Source organism: bacterium (genome assembly GCA_023230585.1).
Taxonomy (GTDB): Bacteria; Ratteibacteria; UBA8468; order B48-G9; family JAFGKM01; genus JALNXB01.
Genome location: JALNXB010000001.1, coordinates 21,780 through 42,523 on the forward strand (window position 1 = coordinate 21,780; position 20,744 = coordinate 42,523).

The following is a 20,744-nucleotide window of genomic DNA, read 5'->3' on the forward strand; positions in this document are numbered from 1 at the left end:
CTTCACCTATTAACTATAATGTCACCCTCTATTACATTATTTGACTGGAATCATTGGTAACAGAGAGGTTTCTGTGTCTGGTTTCTCTGCCTCTTTCATTTCGCTTAATATCTCACCAGTAATATCTCTACCTCCAACAAGAAGGCTTTTTTTATCAAGTACGTAGTTGTATCCTTTACTTTTAGCTATTCTCTGCACATCTTCCAAGACTTTTGACATAGCTTCTTCTTGTAGTTGTCCTGCAAGTTGTTGAAGTTGCATATACAACTTTTGTTGTTCTTCCACCTTTGATTCTCCGCCCAGTTTAGCAAATTCTTTTTGAACAGCTTCTGATTCACGCTGAAATTTTACCATTGCTTGTTTAAATGCAGGGTGTTCACCCATAATACGTTCAAAATCAGCTGATGCAATTGACACAGATTTACCAACAATTTTGTTGCCGGCTGTGAGTAGAAATATTATTCCCAGAACAAATATTAACGCAATCAGCAACAAATTAGCAGTCTTTTTTTCCTTCAATACGTTTGACATCACTTTCTCCTTTATGGTAGTTAAAATACCTTTTGATGTGTTAAATAGTATCATAAAGATTAAAAAAAATCCAATTATTACAAAGAAGGTTTTATATTCTCTCTCCCCTATATAAAAATTGACAATAAACCATAAATATGTTAAAATCGTAAGAGATTTAGTGTGTTATCACACAAGTTCACCCCTATATAAACAAACTTTAAATAAACTGGAGGGAAAATGGCTCGTTACACTGATTTTGAACTTCCTATAGTGGTTTCTGGAGTTAGATTTCGCAACCCTTTTTATGTTTCCTCTGGACCTACCACAATGACTATTGAACAACTAGAAAAAATAAGAGATTGCGGTTGGGGAGCTGCAAGCCTTAAACTTACTGTCTACCCTCTTCCATATATAAATAGAGCCCCCAGATATGGGTACTACCCCAATAGTGGTATCTTTTCTTTTACAGCAGAAAAGAGGCTTCTTCTTGATGAGTTATTAAAATTGATAGAAGAAGGTAAGAAAAAAACACCTGAATTAGTTCTTTTTGCAAATATTACTTACGCAGGCGACAAAGGTCCGGAAGGATGGGCTGAGATGGCTAAAAAATGTGAGTCTGCTGGAGTTGATATTATAGAGTTAAATATGTGTTGCCCCAATATGTCTTTTAATGTTGAGGTATCCGGAGAAGATAAAGGTGGACCTAAGACAGGGGCAAGTATGGGAAAAGAGCAAGGTGTAGCAACTCAAATTGTTAGTTCTGTTAAATCTGCAATAAAAATTCCTCTATTTTTAAAACTGACTCCTGAAGGAGGTCAGATAGGCAAAATTGCTAAAGCAGCGTTTGAAGCAGGCGCTGATGTTGTTGGAGGTACGGCTAACCGTCTTGGAGTGCCCCCTATTAATCTGGACGACCCTACACGCTCTATGTACTACCTTCAGAAAGAGATAGGAATGGCTTGTTTAGCTGGAAAATGGTTAAAACCGCTTGCACTTAGAGATGTGTATGAGATGCGAAAAAACTGTGGCCCAGATAAGGTTCTTACTGGGGTTGGAGGTGTCTCTGATTGGCAAGACGCTGTTGAAATGGTTATGTGTGGTGCTGATTTAATAGGTATTTGTGCTGAAACTCTTGTCAGAGGGTTTGGGTTTTTCCCTGAACTTCTTTATGGATTTAAAAAATATATGACAGATAAAGGGTACCAAACAACAAGAGATATGAGAGATATCCTTGTACCTGCTATAACTTCTGCGCCAGAACTTACCCTTTACCCTGGCAACGCAAGAATCAAAGACCCTCGCCCTGTAGCTCCTTGTATTTTCAATTGTCCAAATTCTGTACCTGCCCAAGGGTATATCCGAAGGGTAGCAGAAGGACGGTACGAAGAAGCATACCAATTGATAATGTCTAAATCTCCGTTACAATCAATTTGTGGCAAGATTTGCGACTACCCTTGTGAATCTGCATGTACAAGAGGGCTGAAAGATGAACCGATAATGATAAGAGAGATAAAACGGTTTGTTCTGAATATGGCAGAAGAGAAAGGCTGGAAACCAAATATTTTGAATAAAAAAGGGACACCGAAGCAAGACAAAGTTGCGGTGGTGGGTTCTGGTCCTGCTGGGATTGCTACTGCATTTGACCTTGCACGAGCTGGGTATAAGGTAACTATTTTTGAAGCTGCTCCAAAGGCAGGCGGGATGTTACGTTACGGGATTCCTGCGTTTAGGTTAAACGATGAAGAACTGGATAAAGAAATTGATACGTTGTTAAACTTGGGTGTAGAGATAAAAACAGAGATGGTTATGGAGAAAGATTTTACTGTGCAATCCCTTAAAGATAAAGGTTACAAATCTGTGTTTATAGGTATAGGAGCTCAAAAAGGCACAAAACTTAATGTCCCCGGCGAAACAAACTCTAAAGGATGTATGGATGCAGTATCTTTTTTGAAAGACCCTCATTCAAAGAAAGAGAATGTTGAAGGTAAACGGGTGGCAGTGATAGGTGGCGGGTTTACGGCTGTTGATGCAGCCAGAACAGCGTTAAGATTAGGTGCTGCAGAAGTTTTTATTTTATACAGACGAACCCGGGATGAGATGCCCGCAACAGAGCAAGAAGTTTGGGAAGCAGAAGAAGAAGGCGTAAAGATTATGTACCTTGCAGCACCTGTCGAAATAGTCTCAGAAGAAGGTTGTTTGAAAGGTATCAGACTTGTTAATTATATCCTTGAAGAAAAAGTTGATATAAGCGGTCGCAGAAGACCTATTGAGGTATGTGGGACTGAATTTATTCTTAGGGCTGAATGTTTGATAACTGCTCTTGGGCAATGGGTAGAAGCAGGTACTCTACCTGTAGACGAAAAGGGTTACATAAAGGCTGACCCTTTAACCTGTGCGGTTGACATTGAAGGAGTCTACGCTGGCGGTGATTGTGTGTCTGGTCCTGCTGATGTTATTCAAGCTATTGCTATGGGTAAAAGGGCTGCTGTCTCTATAGATAAGTTTCTTTCTGGTGAAGAAAAAGCGTTTTTAGAGTATGCACCTGTTGACATAGAAGCTGATAAAGAGAGGGTTCTTCTTTTACACGGTAAAGAACCGAGAGCTTGGAGACCTAAAATAGAGAATCGACCTGCTTTAGAAAGGGCAAAAGATTTTGATGGTTATGCTCCTGTTTTAACAGAAGAACAGGCGGTCAAAGAAGCGTCTCGTTGTCTTGCTTGTGGTTGTGGTGCAGGGTGCGAAATATGCGTTGAGTTGTGTAAGATGTTTGCTAACAAACTTGATGATAACGGCAGGATATATGTTGATGAAGAAAAATGTGTAGCTTGCGGTATGTGTATACAGAGGTGCCCCAACAAAACCCTTGAGATGATACAGACTGACGATAAACCGATTTAATTTATAAGGAGATAAAACTATGAATAAAAAAATAAAAGTGGGTATTGTGGGCTCAAAGTTTGCGGCAGATTTTCATGCAGATAGTTACAAACGAAACAATATGGTAGAAATAACATCTGTAGCAGCTATAGATAACCTTGAAGAGTTTTCTGCTAAATGGAATATTCCAAGAGTCTATACCGATTATAAAGAAATGTTTGCAAAAGAAGAACTCGATTTAATCTCTGTTTGTGTACCAAATTTTCTTCATCATCCTGTGGTAATGGCTGCCGCCGAAGCAGGTAAAAACGTTTTATGTGAAAAACCTCTTGCAACAAACACAAAAGATGCTCGTGAGATGGTTGAAACCTGTAAAAAGAAAGGTGTTAAACTCTTTTATGCTGAAGACTGGACTTTTGCTCCAGCGTTACGTAGAGCAGAAGAGATAGTTAAAGAAGGAGGTATTGGAACCTCTCTATATGTTAAAGCTAAAGAATGTCATAACGGTACCCACAGCCCTTTTGCTAAGAATAAGGAGACCTGTGGTGGTGGTAGCCTTATACATTTAGGGATACATCCTGTAGGGTGGGTGCTTCAATTTCTTGGAGATGGCGGAAAAAATAAAGTGGTAGAGGTTTTCGCTATGTGTACAAGTGGTAGCGAAAATAATTTTGTACACAAAGATAATAGTGGCGAAGATTTTGGTATGGGTATGATGACTTTTGAGCAAGGGCAACGCGCTTTTGTTGAAGGTAACTATATAACAGTTGGCGGTATGAATGATATTGTTGAAATATACGGGACAACTGGAAACATTAAAGTTGAGTTGACTTTTGGGTCTCCTCTAAAAGTATATAGCCAGAACGGTTATTCTTATGTAATGGAAAAGGCAGACACAACCCAAGGTTGGACAGCTCCAGCTGTTGACGAGTTTTATAATCTTGGATATGTGGAAGAACTTGCTTATGCGGTAGATTGTATCGCTAACAATAAAGAGATTATATATGGTTGTAGCCCTGAACTTGGGTTGGCATGTATTGAAATTATTGAGGCTATGTATGAGTCTAACGAAAAAGGGACTGTTATAAAAGGTCGGTGGGGATAAACTATAAGGAGAAAGAAAAATGATGAAAGCAGAAGAAAAACTTAAAGGTATGTTTTCTCTTGAAGGGAAAACTGCTGTAATTACAGGAGCAGGTGGAGTTATATTTGGAACTGTTGCAAGAGGGCTTGCGGAATTAGGAGTGAAGGTATCAGTGTTGGACCTTCGTCTTGAAGAAGCAGAAAAAACTGCTTCAGATATTAACGCAAAAGGTGGAGAGGCTTTTGCTGTAGCAGTAGACGTTCTCAACCAAGAAAGCGTTACAAAAGCTTACCAGTCTGTTGTTGAAAAGTTTGGTAGGGTAGATATTCTTATCAACGGTGCAGGTGGAAACCACCCCAAAGCTATCACCAATAAAGAGTCAGGTGTTTTTTTCCATAACCTTTCCCCTGAAGGTATCAAGTTTGTGTTTGACCTAAACATACTTGGAACAGTACTTCCTTCTTTGGTTTTTGTGCAGAAGATGATAGAACAGAAAGAAGGTGTTATTATAAACACTTCTTCAATGAGCGCTGACACTCCTCTCTCAAGAACCTTAGCATACTCTGCAGCAAAAGCTGCTGTTAGTAATTTTACACGGTGGTTGGCAGCTGATTTAGCAATGAACCATTCTCCGTTAATTAGAGTTAATGAAATTAGACCAGGGTTTTTCCCTACTCTTCAGAACGCAGATTTAATTAGTAAAACTCCGGGCGTTCTTAAAGAGAGCAGAGGTGCAGATATTTTAGGCGGAACTCCAATGGGTAGATACGGTAAACCAGAAGAAATTCTTGGCGGTATAGTATATTTATGCTCACCATCAGCTTCTTTTACCACTGGTAGTAGTCTGGCTATAGATGGAGGGTATGGCTCTTTCAGTGGGGTTTAATAAGTTAACATTAGGAGGTAGTATGAAATTTAAGATAGTTATTGCTGATGATCGGTATTATCCTGACTATGAAGCTGAACAAAAGGTTTTAGCGCCTCTAAACGCTGAGGTTGTTACTGTCCAAAGCAATACGGCATCAGATATACTTAATGCAAGTAGAGATGCGGACGGTTTGATAGTAAATCTACCACCGATAACATCAGAGATAATAAACGGGTTAGAAAAATGTCGTATTATTTCTCGATACGGAGTAGGTTATGATAATGTAGATGTTTCTACAGCAACAGAAAAAGGTATATGGGTTGCGAATGTCCCTGACTATTGCGGTGACGATGTATCTGACCAGGCAATGGGGTTGTTTCTTTCTTGCGTAAGAAAGGTGGCTCAAAGAGATAGGAATATAAGAGCGGGTATATGGGATGTAAAATCAACATCTCCTGAGTATAGAATTAAAGATAAAACCTTCGTTTTTTTTGGTTATGGAATGATTGCACGGGTTGTTCATCGTAAATTGAAAGGATTTGAATTAGGCAGAGTACTTGTTTATGACCCTTATGTTGAAGATTCTATTATATCTGATGCAGGAGGAGAAAAAGTTGATTTGGAAACAGCGCTAAGAGAAGGAGACTATTTCTCGGTACATATGCCTGTTACAGAAAAGACACAAAAAATGTTTAACGAGGTTATATTTAGTAAAATGAAACCGACTGCAATTTTTATCAACACCTCAAGAGGTGCTGTTGTTGATGAGAAAGCTCTTTATAGGGCATTAAAAGAAGGTTGGATAGATAGTGCTGGGTTAGATGTTTTTGAACAAGAACCGATTAGTAGAGATAATCCATTGTTATCTTTAGACAATATTACTCTTTCAGACCATGTAGGGTTTTATACAGAAGAATCTATGCTTGAGTTAAAAACTAAAGCTGCTCAAAATGTGAAAGAGGTACTACTCGGCGGAAAACCCACGTACCCTATTAATAAGGTATAAAAGGGGGAAAAAAGTATGTAGTGTCTACTCACTCTGGGACTACGGCGCATACACCTTCTACGCCACAATCGGGCACTCTGAGAACTCACCCTTCTGCACAAAGAGCGTCTCCGAAGGGCTTAACAGGCTCAGAGTAGGGGAACAAAAGGCTTAAACCTTTTGTTAACAGCCCGATTCTTGCTTGAGTTGTAGTAGCACCTCGTAATTCGTTCGTAGACACATACTTTTTTAACGAAGAAAAGGCAAAGGCACGGATAAAAGCATAAAAGAAAGGCGTATGGGGTGTCTACTCTCTCTGGTACTACGGCGCATACACCTTCTACGCCACAATCGGGCACTCTGAGAACTCACCCTTCTGCACAAAGAGCGTCTCCGAAGGGCTTAACAGGCTCAGAGTAGGGGAACAAAAGGCTTGAACCTTTTGTTAACAGCTCGATTCTTGCTTGAGTTGTAGTAGCACCTCGTAATTCGTTCCTAAACACATACTTTTTTAACGAAATAAGAACAATAATAAAGACGAGGGTTGCCACGTCATTAGAAGGCATTCCTCTCAATGCCACAAAACTGCGACAAGGCAAGGATAAAAGCATAAAAGAAAAGCGTATGGAGTATCTACTCACTCCTCTTTGCCCTCTACCCTTGGGGGAGAGGGATTAAGGGAGAGGGGGTCTTTATGTCTTCGCCCCATTCCGTCTTTGCGAGCCGTTTTTTAGCGTGGCAATCTCGCCGTAGGCGGAAAAGGAATGGGAATAAACAATAGTGTATAGGATAAAAACGAGGATTGCCACGTCATTAAAAGGCATTCCTCGCAATGTCACAAAACGGCGACAAGGCAAGGTTGCTGAAACAAGTTCGGGATGACAAAATTGAACGGGAGAGAAAACTACATTTAGCAGAATAACATATTATACAAGGAGGAATATAATGGAAATTTCTAAAAAAATAGAAGAGTTTGGGATAGTGCCAGTTATAAAAATTGATAGAGCAGAAGATGCTGTACCTCTTGCACGTGCATTGGCAAAAGGTGGGCTACCTCTTATTGAGATAACTTTTCGTACAGATGCAGCTGAGGAATCTATTCAACGTATTTCAAAAGAGGTTCCTGAAATGTTGCTCGGTGCTGGTACAGTTTTAACTACTGAACAGGTTGATAGAGCTGTAGAATCTGGAGCTTCATTTATAGTATCTCCCGGTATCAACCCATCGGTAGTAAAACATTGTCTTTCAAGAAAAATCCCTATTTTCCCAGGCATAGCAACGCCTTCAGAAATAGAGACAGCTCTTGAACTGGGCTTAAAAGTATTAAAGTTTTTCCCGGCAGAAGCTTTAGGTGGGCTTAATATATTAAAAGCATTAAGTGGACCATACGGACAGGTAAAATTTATGCCTTTAGGAGGAGTTAATCCTAACAATATGAACCAATACCTTGCCTTTAAAAAAGTTGCTGCAGTTGGTGGTACCTGGTTAGCTAAAGACGATGTAATAAAAGCAGGTGATTTTGATAAAATAACAGCACTTGCAGAAGAAGCGGTCAACACTATGCTCGGTTTTGAGTTTGCTCACATTGGAATCAATGCTTCTGATGCAGAAGCCTCTCTTAAGGCTACAAAACTTTTTTCATCAATCTTTAACTTCCCTCTCAAAGAAGGTAACAGTTCTAACTTTGCCGGCTCAGGAATAGAGGTAAATAAGAGTAAAGGACTTGGCACTAACGGGCATATAGCCATATCTACCAACTCTATTTTTAGAGCAATCGCTAATTTTGAAAGGAAAGGAATATTGGTTGACCACTCTACAACAAAAAAAGATTCTAAAGGAGAAGTAGTCGCAGTTTATCTAAAAGAAGAGATTGCAGGGTTTGCTGTTCATCTTCTTCAAAAGAAGTAATGTAACTCCTGAGTAAACACAACTATTTTGTAATAAATGTGAAATCCCCTCTCCTTTTGGGAGATTGGATGTTAGACCATCTTCACGAAGTAATAATACTAACAAGAAATTGTTAGTTAAAAAAGATATAGGGTACCTCTTTAAGTTTAATCTTATAAAGAAGTACCCCTAAAATATTTTATTACCTAAAAAAGATTTTTTCCTTTATTGCTTTCACAGCAAACTGTTGCCGTTAATTATTTTTCAACAGCAGGTGCTGGATTTAGTTTTGATGCTGCATCTTTATCCACATACAGAACTGTAGAGTGGTGTTGTCTTAAAAGAGAAGCAGGCATCAACGGAGTAATAGGTCCTTCTACTGCTTTCTGTATAGCATCGGCCTTCTGTTCTCCAGGCACAATAGTTAAAATATAATCTGCTTCAAGGATAGCAGCACAACTCATAGTAATAGCTTTTCTTGGTACATCTGCCAATGTTGCGTATCTTGATGCAGGGTCTGGGTGGTTCTTATAATCGTCATACTGCTGTTGAACAGAAACATCGTCTATCTCAATTGGGAGCACCCATTTTGAAGAATATATATCTGTACCCGGCTCATTAAAAGCTATATGTCCGTTAACTCCAATACCTATAAACGCTATATAAACTCCTCCGTCATCTCTTATTTTTTTGATAGTTTCTGAAAGTTTTTTCTCATAATTAGCAACTATCTCTTCAGCAGACCCAGTATGTTCTTTAATATAATTAATATTTGATTCAGGAATCCCTATCTTTTCAAAAATATGTTTACGCAGGTATACCTCAAATGTGTTAGGATGGTTGCGTGGGAGGTCAAGATACTCATCAAGATGAAACGCAGTAACTTTTGTCCAGTCAATACCTTCATTTTTAAATAGATTTGCTAAAAAAGTGTTCTGAGAAGGTGCCGCTGCAAAAACGCATACAACCTGTTTCTTCTTATCAACAGTATATTTTTTAAGAATTTTTGCAGCTTTTGTAGCCGCTGTTGCACCCATCAACTCAACGTTATCACAGATTTTAACTTTTAATCCAAACTCTATAGGTTCTTGTCCGCAGTCGTTTTTTTTATCCATCTTTCTCCTTTACCCTGCTTCTTCTCGAGCAGGGATTACATCGCTTCTTCTCGGGCGATGGTATGGTGTTAGGAATGCCAAGAAGTTTTTATCGTTACCAATTACATCAATTTTTAAATAAAGGTTCTACTTCATTACCTCTGAACTCTACCAGAAACATCTCCACCCATTATGCCTTCAACTTCTTTAACGGTAACCCTGTTAAAATCTCCGTTAATAGAGTGTTTCAAACAACTTGCTGCTACAGCAAAGTTTAAAGCATATTCAGGTTCCATATTGTTGATCAGCCCGTAAACAAGACCGCTTGCAAACGAATCTCCTCCTCCTACCCTATCAACAATATCTGTGATTTCATATTTTTTACTTAAATAAAAATTGTTTCTGTTATACAAACAGGCAGACCAACCGTTATAGTCAGCACTTTTACTTTCTCTCAATGTTATGGCTATCGCTTTCATCTGAGGGAATTTTTCTAACACTTTTTTAGCCAGTTGTTCGTATCTGGATATATCTAACTTCCCTTTTTCAACAGCAATATCAGCCGCAATACCAAGCGATTTTTGGCAGTCTTCCTCATTAGCTACACCATAATCAACATATTTCACCAGTTCGTTCATTACCTCTGGAGCTGTTTTCCCATATTTCCAAAGTTTTGAACGGAAATTAAAATCACATGAAACTGTTAAACCCGCATCTTTTGCAGCCTTCACAGCAGAAATAGATAGGTCTGCAGCAGATTGGCTTATTGCTGGGGTTATACCAGTAATATGGAACCAGTCTGCCCCTTTAAACGTTTTGTTCCAATCGATAGAATTAATCCCTGCAATAGAGATAGCTGACCCAGAACGGTCATAAACAACTTTTGAACCTCTTTGGTTAGCACCTGTTTCAAGAAAATATATACCCATTCTACCTTCGCCCCACTCTATCAAGGAAGTGTCAACCCCAAAACTTCTTAGGTTTGATATACATGCCTTTGAGATATCGTTGTTTGGTAGAACAGAAACAAAGGCTGCGTCCATACCATAGTTGGCAAGAGAAACAGCTACATTTGCTTCCCCGCCCCCAAAGGTTGCTTCCAACACAGGCGATTGGAAAAGTCTATCTGCGCCTGGGGACTTTAGTCTTAACATTATTTCTCCAAAAGTAACAATTCTTTTTACGCTCATATCTCCTCCTTGTAATGATTGTTTTTTTAAAGGTATGTTACCTTTATATTAACACAAAAGGCAATTTCTTGTCAATTTTGAGAACTTTCTCTACCTATTCTATTACCTGCAAAGAGTACTGTTTGTACTGTTTAATGGAAGTTTTTCGCAAAATTTATAAAAACCCACAAATGTTGAAAAACATCTGTTTTTTAAACACTATACAGAAAGAAGACCATCTTCTAAATAACTATGATTACTCCTTGTAAAAATTGTGGTTTCTCTTCTTCTGTACCCTATATTGAACAAGAAATCATTGATTATGAGTTGTTCACTTCCCGTATATTGGCAAGAATGTCTCCTTTATCTGCGTAAGGGTGCCTTGATGCAAGGTCAACATCAGAATGTCTCCTGCTACATCCATACTTGGTTAAAAGTCCGCTTATAGGCGCCCTAATCTCTTCTATTTCCAGATTTGCATCGCTAAATAGAGTGCCCAGCATATCGCCTTTCTTTATATAATCGCCCGGTTTCCAGCCATTTTCAATAAATAACCCGTTGAAAGGAGCAACAACTGGAACAGGTGCAGGTACACCATCTCGTGCTACAAGGGATTTTTCAGTACCTTCTGGTTCTCCTTCAAACATACCTAAATGTTTTGAACAGTTTTCAAGCGCTCTTATACCAATTTTGACCTGTTCTTCCAGTACCACATATTGGCCTGAAAACTCCGTAGAGAATGAGGGTTTGCCTCCTCTGTTAAATATTTTTCTTAAAGAAGTGGGTTGATCGTCAAATACTTGTTTTTCTATTATTACCATAGGGAATGCGGAAGCCATAGCCAGAGAAACGCTATCTGTATCATCGTTGGTGCGTACATAAGCAATATTAAAAAAACTATGGCAGTGCATATCTATGTTATGGGTTGCTTCTTTAACAAGTATTTCGTATATCAGGTATACTATTTGCTCAATCTCGTGACCTTCAGGATTACCTGGCCAACCTCTGTTCATATCGTCTTGCCTTCGGCCTTTAGGTAAACCTGGTTCAGAATAGACGTGGTGTCTTCTGTTCCACAAAGCAGGCGGGTTTGAGAAAGGAAGGAGGTAGAATTTTCCTTTAAGAATCTTTTCTGCAGCCACAGGGCAAAACCTCCTTATCACCTCGCATCCAATAACCTCTATTCCATGCTGTTCAGCGTTTATAAGGAAGCAGGGACCGGGTTTGCCTGAATCTATCTCCCAGTATGGAAGTTTGAACGGTCTAATATTTTTAACATTGACATCTATAAACTTTTTCTTTATTTCAGCCATTTAAAACCTCTTGTTGTAAATATTCATTGGGATATTTTCCCCTGTCTTAAGTATTCTGTTCCCTTTACCTTCTTTTATTCAATTTGTTTAAGCGAATACTTACGAACTTACTTTTCCACTTCCCTAATATTAGCAAGCAGGTCGCCTTTATCTGCGTAAGGGTGCATAGATGCAAGGTCAACATCAGATAGTCTTCTGTGGCAACCGTAGGTCGTTAGAAGCCCACTTATGGGAGCTATTACCTCTTCTATTTCCAGATTTGAATCGCTAAATAGAGTGCCCAGTATATCGCCTTTTTTCACATAATCGCCCGGTTCCCAACCGTTTTCAATAAAGAGTCCGTTGCAAGGAGCAACAACTGGAACAGGTGCGGGTACACCATCTCGTGCTACAAGGGATTTTTCAGTACCTTCTGGTTCTCCATCAAACATCCCTATATGTTTTGAACAGTTTTCCAGCATTCTCAACCCAAGTTTAATCTGTTTTTCTGATAACATATATTGGCCTGAAAACTCTGTATAAAAAGAAGGTCTACCTGTTCTATCAAATATTTTGTTTATACCACCAGGTAGGTTATCGTGTTCTCTTTTATTTATTACAATTAAAGGTAGCGCAGAAGCAATAGTAAAAGATGCCGTCTCTTCATTATCGCAGGCGCCAGCAAAAGCAATACCAAAAAAACTATAACAGTGCATATCTATATTATGGGTTGCTTCTTTGGCAAGTGTTTCATATATTATATAAACTATCTGTTCAATTTCATGCCCTTCAGGGTTACCTGGCCACCCTCTATTCATATTATCTTGTCCCCTTCCTTTGGGAAGTCCGGGTTCAGAGTAAACGTGGTGTCTTCTGTTCCACAAAGCAGGCGGGTTAGAAAAAGGTAGGAGATAAAACTTGCCTTTAACAATTTTTTCTGCAGCAACAGGACAAAACCTTCTAATAATTTCGCAACCCATAACTTCTATCCCATGCTGTTCAGCATTAATGAAAAAACAAGGACCTGGTCTTCCTGAGTCTATTTCCCAATAATGCAATTTGAACGGTTTTATGTTTTTAACATTTATATCCATAAACTTTTTTTGTATCTCAGCCATTTTTCCCCTCCCTTCATTATTAATGTTCTGCCAAATTTGGCTATGCTGTAAGCGGTAGTTGCAAAGGAACGTCTGCCGAAGCCAACCTACGCTAAACTACAAACTTTGGCGGGTATACCTTGGCGTAGGTTGAAACGCCTTGTGAGCACCAAACTCTGTCATCCTGAACTTGTTTCAGGATCTCTAATGTAATCCACGCTGGTAATAGGCACAACGTAAAAACGAGATTCCGGATCAAGTCCGGAATGACATACAGGGGGAGTTCCCATCTTTTATCCTTACTATCGTTACGTCTTCCGTTTTTGGTTAAGTTGCTAACTCCCCCTCCACCTACGCTACAATACAAGCTTCGGCGGACAAGCCTCATCCTATTAACCTCTCTGCAAACTCTTGGGGACTTACTACCCCAAACATCCTCAAGGGGAGAAGGCAAAAAGAGGTGCATTCCTTTTCCGCCTTCGGCGAGATTGCCACGCCAAAAGACGGCTCGCAAAGACGGAATGGGGGGAAGACATAAAGACCCCCTCACCCTTAATCCCTCTCCCCCAAGGGTAGAGGGCAAAAATGGGGAGTGAGTAGACACCACATACTTTTTTTTAACACAACATTATTAACGTATTTAATCCCAAAATGCAAGAATCTGGTCTTGATTATATATATCTGGTTCTGCAGGTGATACTTTTAAAAAGGCCTCTCCGTGTGAAACCCCAAGTTCTCTCCCCCACCGTTCTGCTCTCTGGTTAACAATTCTTTTTAACCGTTCCCCAACCTGGCTTGTATGAACATAAAAAGCTTTTAGTTTGGTTTGAAAATACTGGCTGATATCAACCAACATATCTGGTTTTATATATTTTATTACACCTGCAGACGTTGGACCCCAGTTATATAGAGAACCAAGTTCAACTTCTTTCTCTGCTAACTTAAACGCTTTAAAGACAAGACTGGAGACATTTCTATGTTCAGGGTCTAAATCGAGTTGATGAGTAAGCACTATTTCTGGTTCTTCTTCTTTGATAATGTCTGTTAGAAGTTGTACACAATCCTTCTTTTCTGGCGCTGCAAGAATACATTCTCTGCTCTCTGGTATAGCCATTCTAATATATTCTTCAGAACCAAAGTAGTAATAATTTCCTTCCCTATCACAAAAAAATCTCTGCTTAAAGTTGAGAAATATTGGTTCAAGCCCAAAAAGAGCCGCCGCTTTTTTTGCCTCCTCGTGCCTTTCGTCCCTACTTTCTCTTGGTAGAAGGAACCGTTTATATTCTCCGTTTTCATCAAGATTGATACCAGCAGAATCGTCTGTTGCAAGGATATAAACGCCTTTATATCCTTTGTCAAGATATTTTGCCAAAGTACCGCCAGCTTGAAACTCAACATCGTCAGCATGTGCACCTATTACCATTATAGTTTTTTTCATTTTACTCCTCTTTTATGTTTATGCGACTGAAAATTGTTGTTATAAAGACCTTTGAGTTGGTATGTTTTACCCATTTTTTAGCAGTACCCCCTGCCGCTTCTATCTCCATAAACCCGTTTGTATCATTATAAACGCTATATCTTACTTCTGTTTTTTGCGGTTTTTCTGTGGGAGGTCTATCTGATATATCAAAATAGTTAAAACCCTCATCAATAGGTTTAGCAAACCTTCTTACCTGAAGATTTTCTTTAGGGTTAATATACTCAATCCACTCAACTTTAGGGGATATACCTACCTGAAATCTCTGGTTACCCTCTGTACGAATTTGATAAATTCCGTTTGACAAACTTCTCAATTTATTACTCGGCTCATAAAGGTCCCACACATCTTCCCTATTTTGTGAAGGCATTACAACTTCACACCCTTGGGTGCAATCAAATTGGCATAAACTCCAAGGACCCAATAAACATTGGTTCTGTTTTAATTCTTTCGCACCAATATACTCTATTGATTCCAGAGTTGTTACAATTAATGAACCCTTTTTTTGAGATACCTTTACATCTCTGGTAAAAATCGTTGGAATACCTATCCCTAAATTATTGATAAGGTCTACTTCAGCAGATATTATTGCCTGATTTTTAGTGTGTGCATCTACTTTATAATGTGCTTCTGTTAACCCCGGTGGAACTCTCCATTGTCCCGTTGGATACTCGTACCCAAGACAAGAACCTTCAGGAGCTGGCCATAAGACATCACCCCCTGGATTAACATAATTATCTATTGAACTACGCATTTTGAAGACTTCTGGGTTAACCCTGCTTACAACTTTGCCATCTATAACCGTAAACAACCTTCCTTCGAGAGATAAACCTATAATAATGCCTGTTTTTTCATTACCAATAAGATGAAACGTATGTTTACTGTTATCAAACATTTTTAAGAATTGTTTACTTGTCATTTTCACCTCACTTACTTGTTATAAGTTTTATAATATTTCTTTATACAACTTACTACTTAAACGATTTACCAAAATTCTTGGCTTAAAAATATACCTGTTTCTGCTTTAATGGTTGATATTTCTATATTTATGTTATTAAAACTGTGAGCAATTTCTGATGACAATAGTTGTCGTAATTTTGTATATTGTGCATAATGAAGGTTTGGAAAATCACTTATTACAAGGTGCTTAATTAAAACATTATAACAGGCTCTTGTCAAAAAAAAACTGGTTTTTTTCTTTATCATATCAGCACTTTTCAGCAAGGGCATAATAGAGAAATTAAACTTGACAATTGAAGAAAAAACTGGTAAAGTTCAACTAAAATTTAATGGAAAACAATTGTGAATACTATTTCAACTGTAAACAAAAGGAGGGTTAAATGGAGAGTATGATTGCGGTAGCGCAGATGTATACAGTTAGAGACCAGTGCCAGACGGTTGCAGATACAGCTAAAACCTGTAAAAAATTGAAAGAAATTGGGTTTAATTATGTACAAGCGTCGGGTATAAAAGAACCTAAAGATGTTAAAACATTGAAACAAATTTTTGATGATAATGGACTTATTGCTTGCACAACCCACAGACCTAATTATGCAGAAGTAATCGAAGATACAGATAGAGTTATTGATGAGCATAAATATTTGGGTAGTGTCTCTGTTATTTGTGGGTTACCAATACAATATTTCAACAGGGATGGTTTTTACAAAGCATCTGAAGAACTCGGCAATGTGATAGATAAAGTAAACTCAGCTGGGATGATATTGGGAATACATAACCACTCAGGTGAATTTGAAAGGTTTGACGGTCAAACTGGGTTACAAATATTACTTGATAACTGTAAAGGGCTTGAATCTGAACTAGATGTTTATTGGGCTCAAAACGGTGGTGCTGACCCTGCATGGTGGATAGAATATTTTGCTGGAAGGTGTAGCCAAATACATTTCAAAGATATGGGTATACAGGAACATAAACAAGTAATGCCACCTATCGGAGAAGGTAACCTTAACTGGGAACGGATACTTTCTGCGTGTAAAAAAGCAGGTTCCAAATATGCTATTATCGAAATGGATAGACCAACCATCGACGGGTTTGAAGCATTTAAGATAAGTCTTGAAAATATGCAGAAGTGGGGGATAAAACCTTAAAACCCTTTTGTAACTATATATTGCTAAGACTTATTCCAATATTTCGCATAAGGATTTGGCAAGGCGGTCGTATCTCTTTTAAAAAACAATTTAATTGTAATAAAAAAATCTTCTACAATTTTTTTATACATTCTTGTTGACAATAGATTAAATATCTGGTATTATTTAGTTTCATAGTAGGTCAAGTGCCGGGGTAGCTCACTGGTAGAGCGCAGCCCTGAAAAGGCTGGCGTCGACAGTTCGATTCTGTCCCCCGGCACCTTAAGCAGAAAAGATTGCACACTTAACAACGCAATTTTTAAAGCATACTCCTTTCTCTGAAAAGCCCTCTACTCCACACCTCTTTCACTAAACATAATAGACAGGTATTTTCAGAAAAAGAAAGAGTTATCGTTTCTAAACAACAAAATATAAAGCAACACTCAAATGTTTTTTTAATGAGTAAAAGGGGATTCTTAGATATGTCTTACTACAACAAATTGCTTTCTTCTATAAAAACCTTAAACCCTGGCACCAAATATTTTATCAACCAAATTTTTAATAAAAAACAGTGTGCTTTTATGGAAGAAACTGTAGAACTTCTCCAAAAAATTAACGAGAAAGAAGAGGCAACAAAACTTCTTACCAAAGAAGATATGCAACAAAAAATAGAAGAGATAAGAGAAGCGCTTATGCAAGAAGATATTGATGAGAATCCGCTTCTTGTTGAAAGTTTCGCTCTTGTGCGTGAGGCTGCTCGTAGAACTCTCGATATGCGCCATTTTGATGTCCAGATTATAGGTGGTATTGTACTCCAGAAAGGTAATATGGCTGAGATGACAACAGGAGAAGGTAAAACACTTGTTGCAACTCTACCTCTTGTGTTTAACTCTTTACGTAAAAAAGGGTGCCACCTTGTTACTGTTAACGATTATCTTGCTAAAAGAGATACCCAATGGATGGGTCCTATATTTCACTACCTTGGTTTAAGCGTTGGTAGTATCATCTCTCATAAAGAGGTTAAAGGCCCTTTTGCAACAACAGCGTTTATGTTTGACCCAACGTATCTTCCAGCCGACTCAAGATTTTTAAATTTACGTCCTGTCTCCAGACAAGAAGCGTACCAATGTGATATCACTTACGGTGTCGGTAGTGAGTTTGGTTTTGACTACCTAAGAGATAATATGGCTATCAACAAAGAGTCTCAGGTGCAGAGAGACCTATACTTTGCTATCATAGACGAGGTAGATTCTATACTTATTGATGAAGCAAGAACACCGTTAATTATATCTGGTCCTTCAGAAGAAGCGCCTCAACTTTATTATGAGATAGACCGTCTGGTAAGAAAACTCGATAAAGATATGGACTTTACCGTTGACGAAGAAGGACAGACAGCGTCACTAACAGACCAGGGTATTCAAAAATGTGAAAGATTAATGTCTATCCAAAACCTTTATGATGGAGCTCATACTGAACGGGTCCACCATATAAACCAAGCTCTTAGAGCACACACTTTCTTTAAAAGAGATAAAGAGTATATTGTAAAAGATGGTCAGGTAATCATTGTGGACGAGTTTACAGGAAGAATTATGCCAGGCCGAAGATGGAGTGATGGTTTACACCAGGCAATAGAAGCTAAAGAAGGAGTGAAAATTGAAAGTGAAAATCAGACCCTTGCTACCATCTCTTTTCAGAACTATTTTAAACTTTACGATAGAATCGCTGGAATGACAGGCACAGCTCTGACTGAATCTGTTGAATTTAAAGAAATTTATAAAGTCGATGTTATTGCTATCCCTACCAATAAGGAACCTCTCAGAACCCAATTTGATGATGAAATTTATCAGACAGAAAGAGATAAATTTAATGCTATTGTCAACTCTATAGAAGAATTACATAGCCAACAAAGGCCTGTGCTTGTTGGAACTATTTCAATAGAAAAAGCTGAACTTTTAAGTAGGTTCTTAAAAAGAAAAAATATTCCCCACCAGGTTTTGCATGGAAAAAACCATGAAGCCGAAGCAGCAATTATAGCACAGGCAGGAAGACCTAAAGCTGTTACTATTGCAACACAGATGGCAGGAAGAGGAGTAGATATTATATTGGGCGGAAACCCTGAAATACTTGCAAGAGAGGAGACTATCAGAACCATTTGGCATAAAAAACAAACAACTGATGCTTCCACTACAGGTACCGGGAAAGCCTTTGCTTCTGTTTTAATTGAAATTGAAGATAGGTATAAAACAGCGTTAACAGAGATAGAGAAACAGTTTGAAGAAGTGCTATCAAAGTTAAAGACCTCACTTGATGAAACAGGGGTAAGATTTGAAAACCTTGATAAAACAGCTCAAGAAAGGTTTGAAGAGACCATATTTACACATTATGGTGGTTCTACCTATGACAGATACAAGAAACGTTTGTACCAGTTGAAAGATAAACACGATAAAGCGTCGGACTCTTTATTTGTTGCCCAGCAAGAATTTAAAGACGACTCAAAATTAAAAGATTTTAAAGAGAACGCAGGCAGAACCTACCGAGAATATAGAACATATAGAGCCAATTTAAAAGCACGGTTTAATATTGTAACATACGATGATATCGAAGAACTAAGGAATAAATTTACAGAAGTCTTAAACAGTTCTCAGGAAGAAGAAGAACATAAAAAAAGTTTATTGAATGCAATTGCTCTATTTCATCAACAACTTGAAAACTATACACAGACCCTAAACACTTCGTTTGCAGATATTTTAGAGAAGGTTGACTCTTCGACCTGGAATAAAAACTTTGCAGCTTATATGGATTTTCTGGAAAATTTTCGCCAACAACTTGAATCAGGTAGCAAAAAATTTAAAGATGTATTAGATAATTTTCTCAAGCAAGAGAGCCCTATATATTACACTTTTTTAGATACAAAAGAATCAAAAGAAAGAGCATTAAAAGCAACTCTATTAGAAGAAAATTACGAACAGGCGATTAAAGAGCATCAAGAAGCCAAAGACCAGCATGATAAACAACTTGCCCTTTATAATCAAGCGCTTGCTGATGCACGTGAAATATATGAGAAAGAACGTAGTGAATACGAAGAAGAGTGGCAGAAAGCAAGAGAAGAACTTGAAAAAACACCTAAAGAATTTGCAGGAATCTATGAACAATTGCTTGAAAAATATAAAGAACCTTGGTTAGAAAGCCACAAACAAGTTGTTTCTGCAGGAGGTTTACATGTTATTGGGAGCGAAAGATATGAAGCTCGCAGAATAGATAACCAATTAAAAGGGCGTGCAGGCAGACAGGGCGACCCAGGTTCTTCTCACTTTTTTTTATCAATAGAAGACGACCTTTTACGGATATTTGGTTCTGAAAGAATGACAGGTATAATGGGAAAACTGCCTGAAGGTGAAACAATAAAACATCCACTAATAAATAAGATGATAAATAATGCGCAAAAAAAAGTGGAGGCACGTAATTTTGAAATAAGAAAACAATTGTTAGAATTTGACGATGTGTTAAACGAACAGAGATTGATTATATACTCTCTACGTCAAGATGTCTTAGACAATAAAAATATAGACGGATATATATCAGATTTTATACAAGAAACTATTTATAATATAATAGAAGAATCTATGAGTTTACAAGTTAAGCCTTTATTATGGAATACTGAAAATGTTAAAATATCTCTATTAAATATTTTTGGGCTTCAAATTGAAGGTATTGTAACAGATCAGATAACCAATCCAGTACTCTGGAGAGATGAGTTTAAAGAACAACTTGTAGGTCAAGTTACTGAACTATATAAGGCGAAAAGAGAAACATTGGGTACACCATTTGAAGAGATACAAAAACTAATCATTTTACAGGTTATTGATAACAGATGGAAGGCACACCTAAAACTTATAGACGAACTTAGAGAAGGTATCAATTTAAGGGCTTACGCACAGAGAGACCCCCTAATAGCATACAAACATGAGGGGTATCAAGAGTTCCAAGAGATGCTTGCTTCAATAAGGAAAGAGATACTCTCTTACTTATTAAAAATACAAATCTCAGCTGATGCAAAAGTGCCTATAAAGCGAGGTTCTACACCTCCACAGGTAGCTTATGACCATAAAACATTTGGTCAATTTGATGTTTTAAGTAGCAAAAAAGAAGAAACTCAAACTGCCACTTTAAATACTAAAGAGGCACAACCAGAACTCCAAACAGTCGAAAATACAACTTACGTAAGGACTCAAGATAAGGTTGGTAGAAATCAACCTTGTCCCTGCGGAAGTGGAAAAAAGTATAAACGTTGTTGTGGAAAAGATGTGTAAAACAAGT

At 38.1% G+C, this 20,744-nt stretch carries 15 protein-coding genes, 1 tRNA gene and 1 pseudogene; 9 read left to right on the forward strand and 8 right to left on the reverse strand.

What is annotated here, in order from left to right; all coding sequences use genetic code 11:
• Nucleotides 1-36 precede the first annotated feature (36 nt).
• Nucleotides 37-531 (reverse strand): OmpH family outer membrane protein, encoded by a 495-nt coding sequence (locus M0P98_00110; GenBank protein MCK9265287.1) that lies wholly within the window; start codon nucleotides 529-531, stop codon nucleotides 37-39.
• 219 nt (nucleotides 532-750) lie between these two features.
• Between M0P98_00110 and M0P98_00115 the strand changes: the two genes are divergently transcribed.
• From M0P98_00115 to M0P98_00135, 5 genes are all read left to right on the forward strand, one after another.
• On the forward strand, nucleotides 751-3,411 hold the full coding sequence (locus tag M0P98_00115; protein MCK9265288.1) for an FAD-dependent oxidoreductase: 2,661 nt from the start codon (nucleotides 751-753) through the stop codon (nucleotides 3,409-3,411).
• 19 nt (nucleotides 3,412-3,430) lie between these two features.
• Nucleotides 3,431-4,495: a Gfo/Idh/MocA family oxidoreductase gene (locus M0P98_00120; GenBank protein ID MCK9265289.1), complete on the forward strand. Its 1,065-nt coding sequence runs from the start codon at nucleotides 3,431-3,433 to the stop codon at nucleotides 4,493-4,495.
• A gap of 19 nt (nucleotides 4,496-4,514) precedes the next feature.
• Complete coding sequence (locus tag M0P98_00125; protein ID MCK9265290.1) at nucleotides 4,515-5,360, forward strand: SDR family NAD(P)-dependent oxidoreductase; 846 nt, start codon at nucleotides 4,515-4,517, stop codon at nucleotides 5,358-5,360.
• Between the two features lie 22 nt (nucleotides 5,361-5,382).
• A complete protein-coding gene (locus M0P98_00130; GenBank protein ID MCK9265291.1) occupies nucleotides 5,383-6,348 on the forward strand; it encodes a C-terminal binding protein in 966 nt (321 codons plus the stop codon).
• A gap of 921 nt (nucleotides 6,349-7,269) precedes the next feature.
• Complete coding sequence (locus M0P98_00135; protein MCK9265292.1) at nucleotides 7,270-8,235, forward strand: bifunctional 4-hydroxy-2-oxoglutarate aldolase/2-dehydro-3-deoxy-phosphogluconate aldolase; 966 nt, start codon at nucleotides 7,270-7,272, stop codon at nucleotides 8,233-8,235.
• 236 nt (nucleotides 8,236-8,471) lie between these two features.
• On the opposite strand, the gene M0P98_00140 is transcribed toward M0P98_00135, so the two are convergent.
• The 7 genes from M0P98_00140 to M0P98_00170 all read right to left on the reverse strand — a co-directional run bounded on the left by M0P98_00140 (nucleotide 8,472) and on the right by M0P98_00170 (nucleotide 15,549).
• Entirely contained in the window at nucleotides 8,472-9,329 is an 858-nt protein-coding gene (locus M0P98_00140) for a 6-phosphogluconolactonase (protein ID MCK9265293.1), read from the reverse strand.
• Between the two features lie 134 nt (nucleotides 9,330-9,463).
• Complete coding sequence (locus M0P98_00145) at nucleotides 9,464-10,498, reverse strand: sugar kinase (protein ID MCK9265294.1); 1,035 nt, start codon at nucleotides 10,496-10,498, stop codon at nucleotides 9,464-9,466.
• A gap of 299 nt (nucleotides 10,499-10,797) precedes the next feature.
• Nucleotides 10,798-11,790, reverse strand: a complete 993-nt coding sequence (locus tag M0P98_00150; GenBank protein ID MCK9265295.1) for a succinylglutamate desuccinylase/aspartoacylase family protein — start codon at nucleotides 11,788-11,790, stop codon at nucleotides 10,798-10,800.
• A gap of 107 nt (nucleotides 11,791-11,897) precedes the next feature.
• Entirely contained in the window at nucleotides 11,898-12,887 is a 990-nt protein-coding gene (locus M0P98_00155) for a succinylglutamate desuccinylase/aspartoacylase family protein (protein MCK9265296.1), read from the reverse strand.
• 619 nt (nucleotides 12,888-13,506) lie between these two features.
• Complete coding sequence (locus M0P98_00160; GenBank protein MCK9265297.1) at nucleotides 13,507-14,304, reverse strand: PIG-L family deacetylase; 798 nt, start codon at nucleotides 14,302-14,304, stop codon at nucleotides 13,507-13,509.
• Between the two features lies 1 nt (nucleotide 14,305).
• Entirely contained in the window at nucleotides 14,306-15,262 is a 957-nt protein-coding gene (locus M0P98_00165) for a hypothetical protein (protein ID MCK9265298.1), read from the reverse strand.
• 65 nt (nucleotides 15,263-15,327) lie between these two features.
• On the reverse strand, nucleotides 15,328-15,549 hold the full coding sequence (locus M0P98_00170) for a hypothetical protein (GenBank protein MCK9265299.1): 222 nt from the start codon (nucleotides 15,547-15,549) through the stop codon (nucleotides 15,328-15,330).
• Nucleotides 15,550-15,683: 134 nt separating this feature from the next.
• Here M0P98_00170 and M0P98_00175 point away from each other — a divergent pair, with 134 nt between their 5' ends.
• From M0P98_00175 to M0P98_00190, 4 genes and pseudogenes are all read left to right on the forward strand, one after another.
• Nucleotides 15,684-16,448 carry a sugar phosphate isomerase/epimerase gene (locus M0P98_00175; GenBank protein MCK9265300.1) on the forward strand — a complete coding sequence of 255 codons (765 nt, stop codon included), beginning with the start codon at nucleotides 15,684-15,686 and terminating at the stop codon, nucleotides 16,446-16,448.
• Between the two features lie 187 nt (nucleotides 16,449-16,635).
• Nucleotides 16,636-16,707, forward strand: a tRNA-Phe gene (locus M0P98_00180).
• 301 nt (nucleotides 16,708-17,008) lie between these two features.
• A pseudogene (secA, locus tag M0P98_00185) lies at nucleotides 17,009-20,404 on the forward strand (preprotein translocase subunit SecA).
• Nucleotides 20,405-20,416: 12 nt separating this feature from the next.
• Nucleotides 20,417-20,737 (forward strand): SEC-C domain-containing protein, encoded by a 321-nt coding sequence (locus M0P98_00190; protein MCK9265301.1) that lies wholly within the window; start codon nucleotides 20,417-20,419, stop codon nucleotides 20,735-20,737.
• Nucleotides 20,738-20,744 lie beyond the last annotated feature (7 nt).

Excerpts from the sequence above, each read along its gene's own strand:
- M0P98_00110 (MCK9265287.1), bottom strand. The coding sequence starts at position 531 with ATGTCAAACGTATTGAAGGAAAAAAAGACTGCTAATTTGTTGCTGATT.
- M0P98_00115 (MCK9265288.1), top strand. The coding sequence starts at position 751 with ATGGCTCGTTACACTGATTTTGAACTTCCTATAGTGGTTTCTGGAGTT.
- M0P98_00120 (MCK9265289.1), top strand. The coding sequence starts at position 3,431 with ATGAATAAAAAAATAAAAGTGGGTATTGTGGGCTCAAAGTTTGCGGCA.
- M0P98_00125 (MCK9265290.1), top strand. The coding sequence starts at position 4,515 with ATGATGAAAGCAGAAGAAAAACTTAAAGGTATGTTTTCTCTTGAAGGG.
- M0P98_00130 (MCK9265291.1), top strand. The coding sequence starts at position 5,383 with ATGAAATTTAAGATAGTTATTGCTGATGATCGGTATTATCCTGACTAT.
- M0P98_00140 (MCK9265293.1), bottom strand. The coding sequence starts at position 9,329 with ATGGATAAAAAAAACGACTGCGGACAAGAACCTATAGAGTTTGGATTA.
- M0P98_00145 (MCK9265294.1), bottom strand. The coding sequence starts at position 10,498 with ATGAGCGTAAAAAGAATTGTTACTTTTGGAGAAATAATGTTAAGACTA.
- M0P98_00150 (MCK9265295.1), bottom strand. The coding sequence starts at position 11,790 with ATGGCTGAAATAAAGAAAAAGTTTATAGATGTCAATGTTAAAAATATT.
- M0P98_00155 (MCK9265296.1), bottom strand. The coding sequence starts at position 12,887 with ATGGCTGAGATACAAAAAAAGTTTATGGATATAAATGTTAAAAACATA.
- M0P98_00160 (MCK9265297.1), bottom strand. The coding sequence starts at position 14,304 with ATGAAAAAAACTATAATGGTAATAGGTGCACATGCTGACGATGTTGAG.
- M0P98_00165 (MCK9265298.1), bottom strand. The coding sequence starts at position 15,262 with ATGACAAGTAAACAATTCTTAAAAATGTTTGATAACAGTAAACATACG.
- M0P98_00170 (MCK9265299.1), bottom strand. The coding sequence starts at position 15,549 with ATGATAAAGAAAAAAACCAGTTTTTTTTTGACAAGAGCCTGTTATAAT.
- M0P98_00175 (MCK9265300.1), top strand. The coding sequence starts at position 15,684 with ATGGAGAGTATGATTGCGGTAGCGCAGATGTATACAGTTAGAGACCAG.
- M0P98_00190 (MCK9265301.1), top strand. The coding sequence starts at position 20,417 with ATGCTTGCTTCAATAAGGAAAGAGATACTCTCTTACTTATTAAAAATA.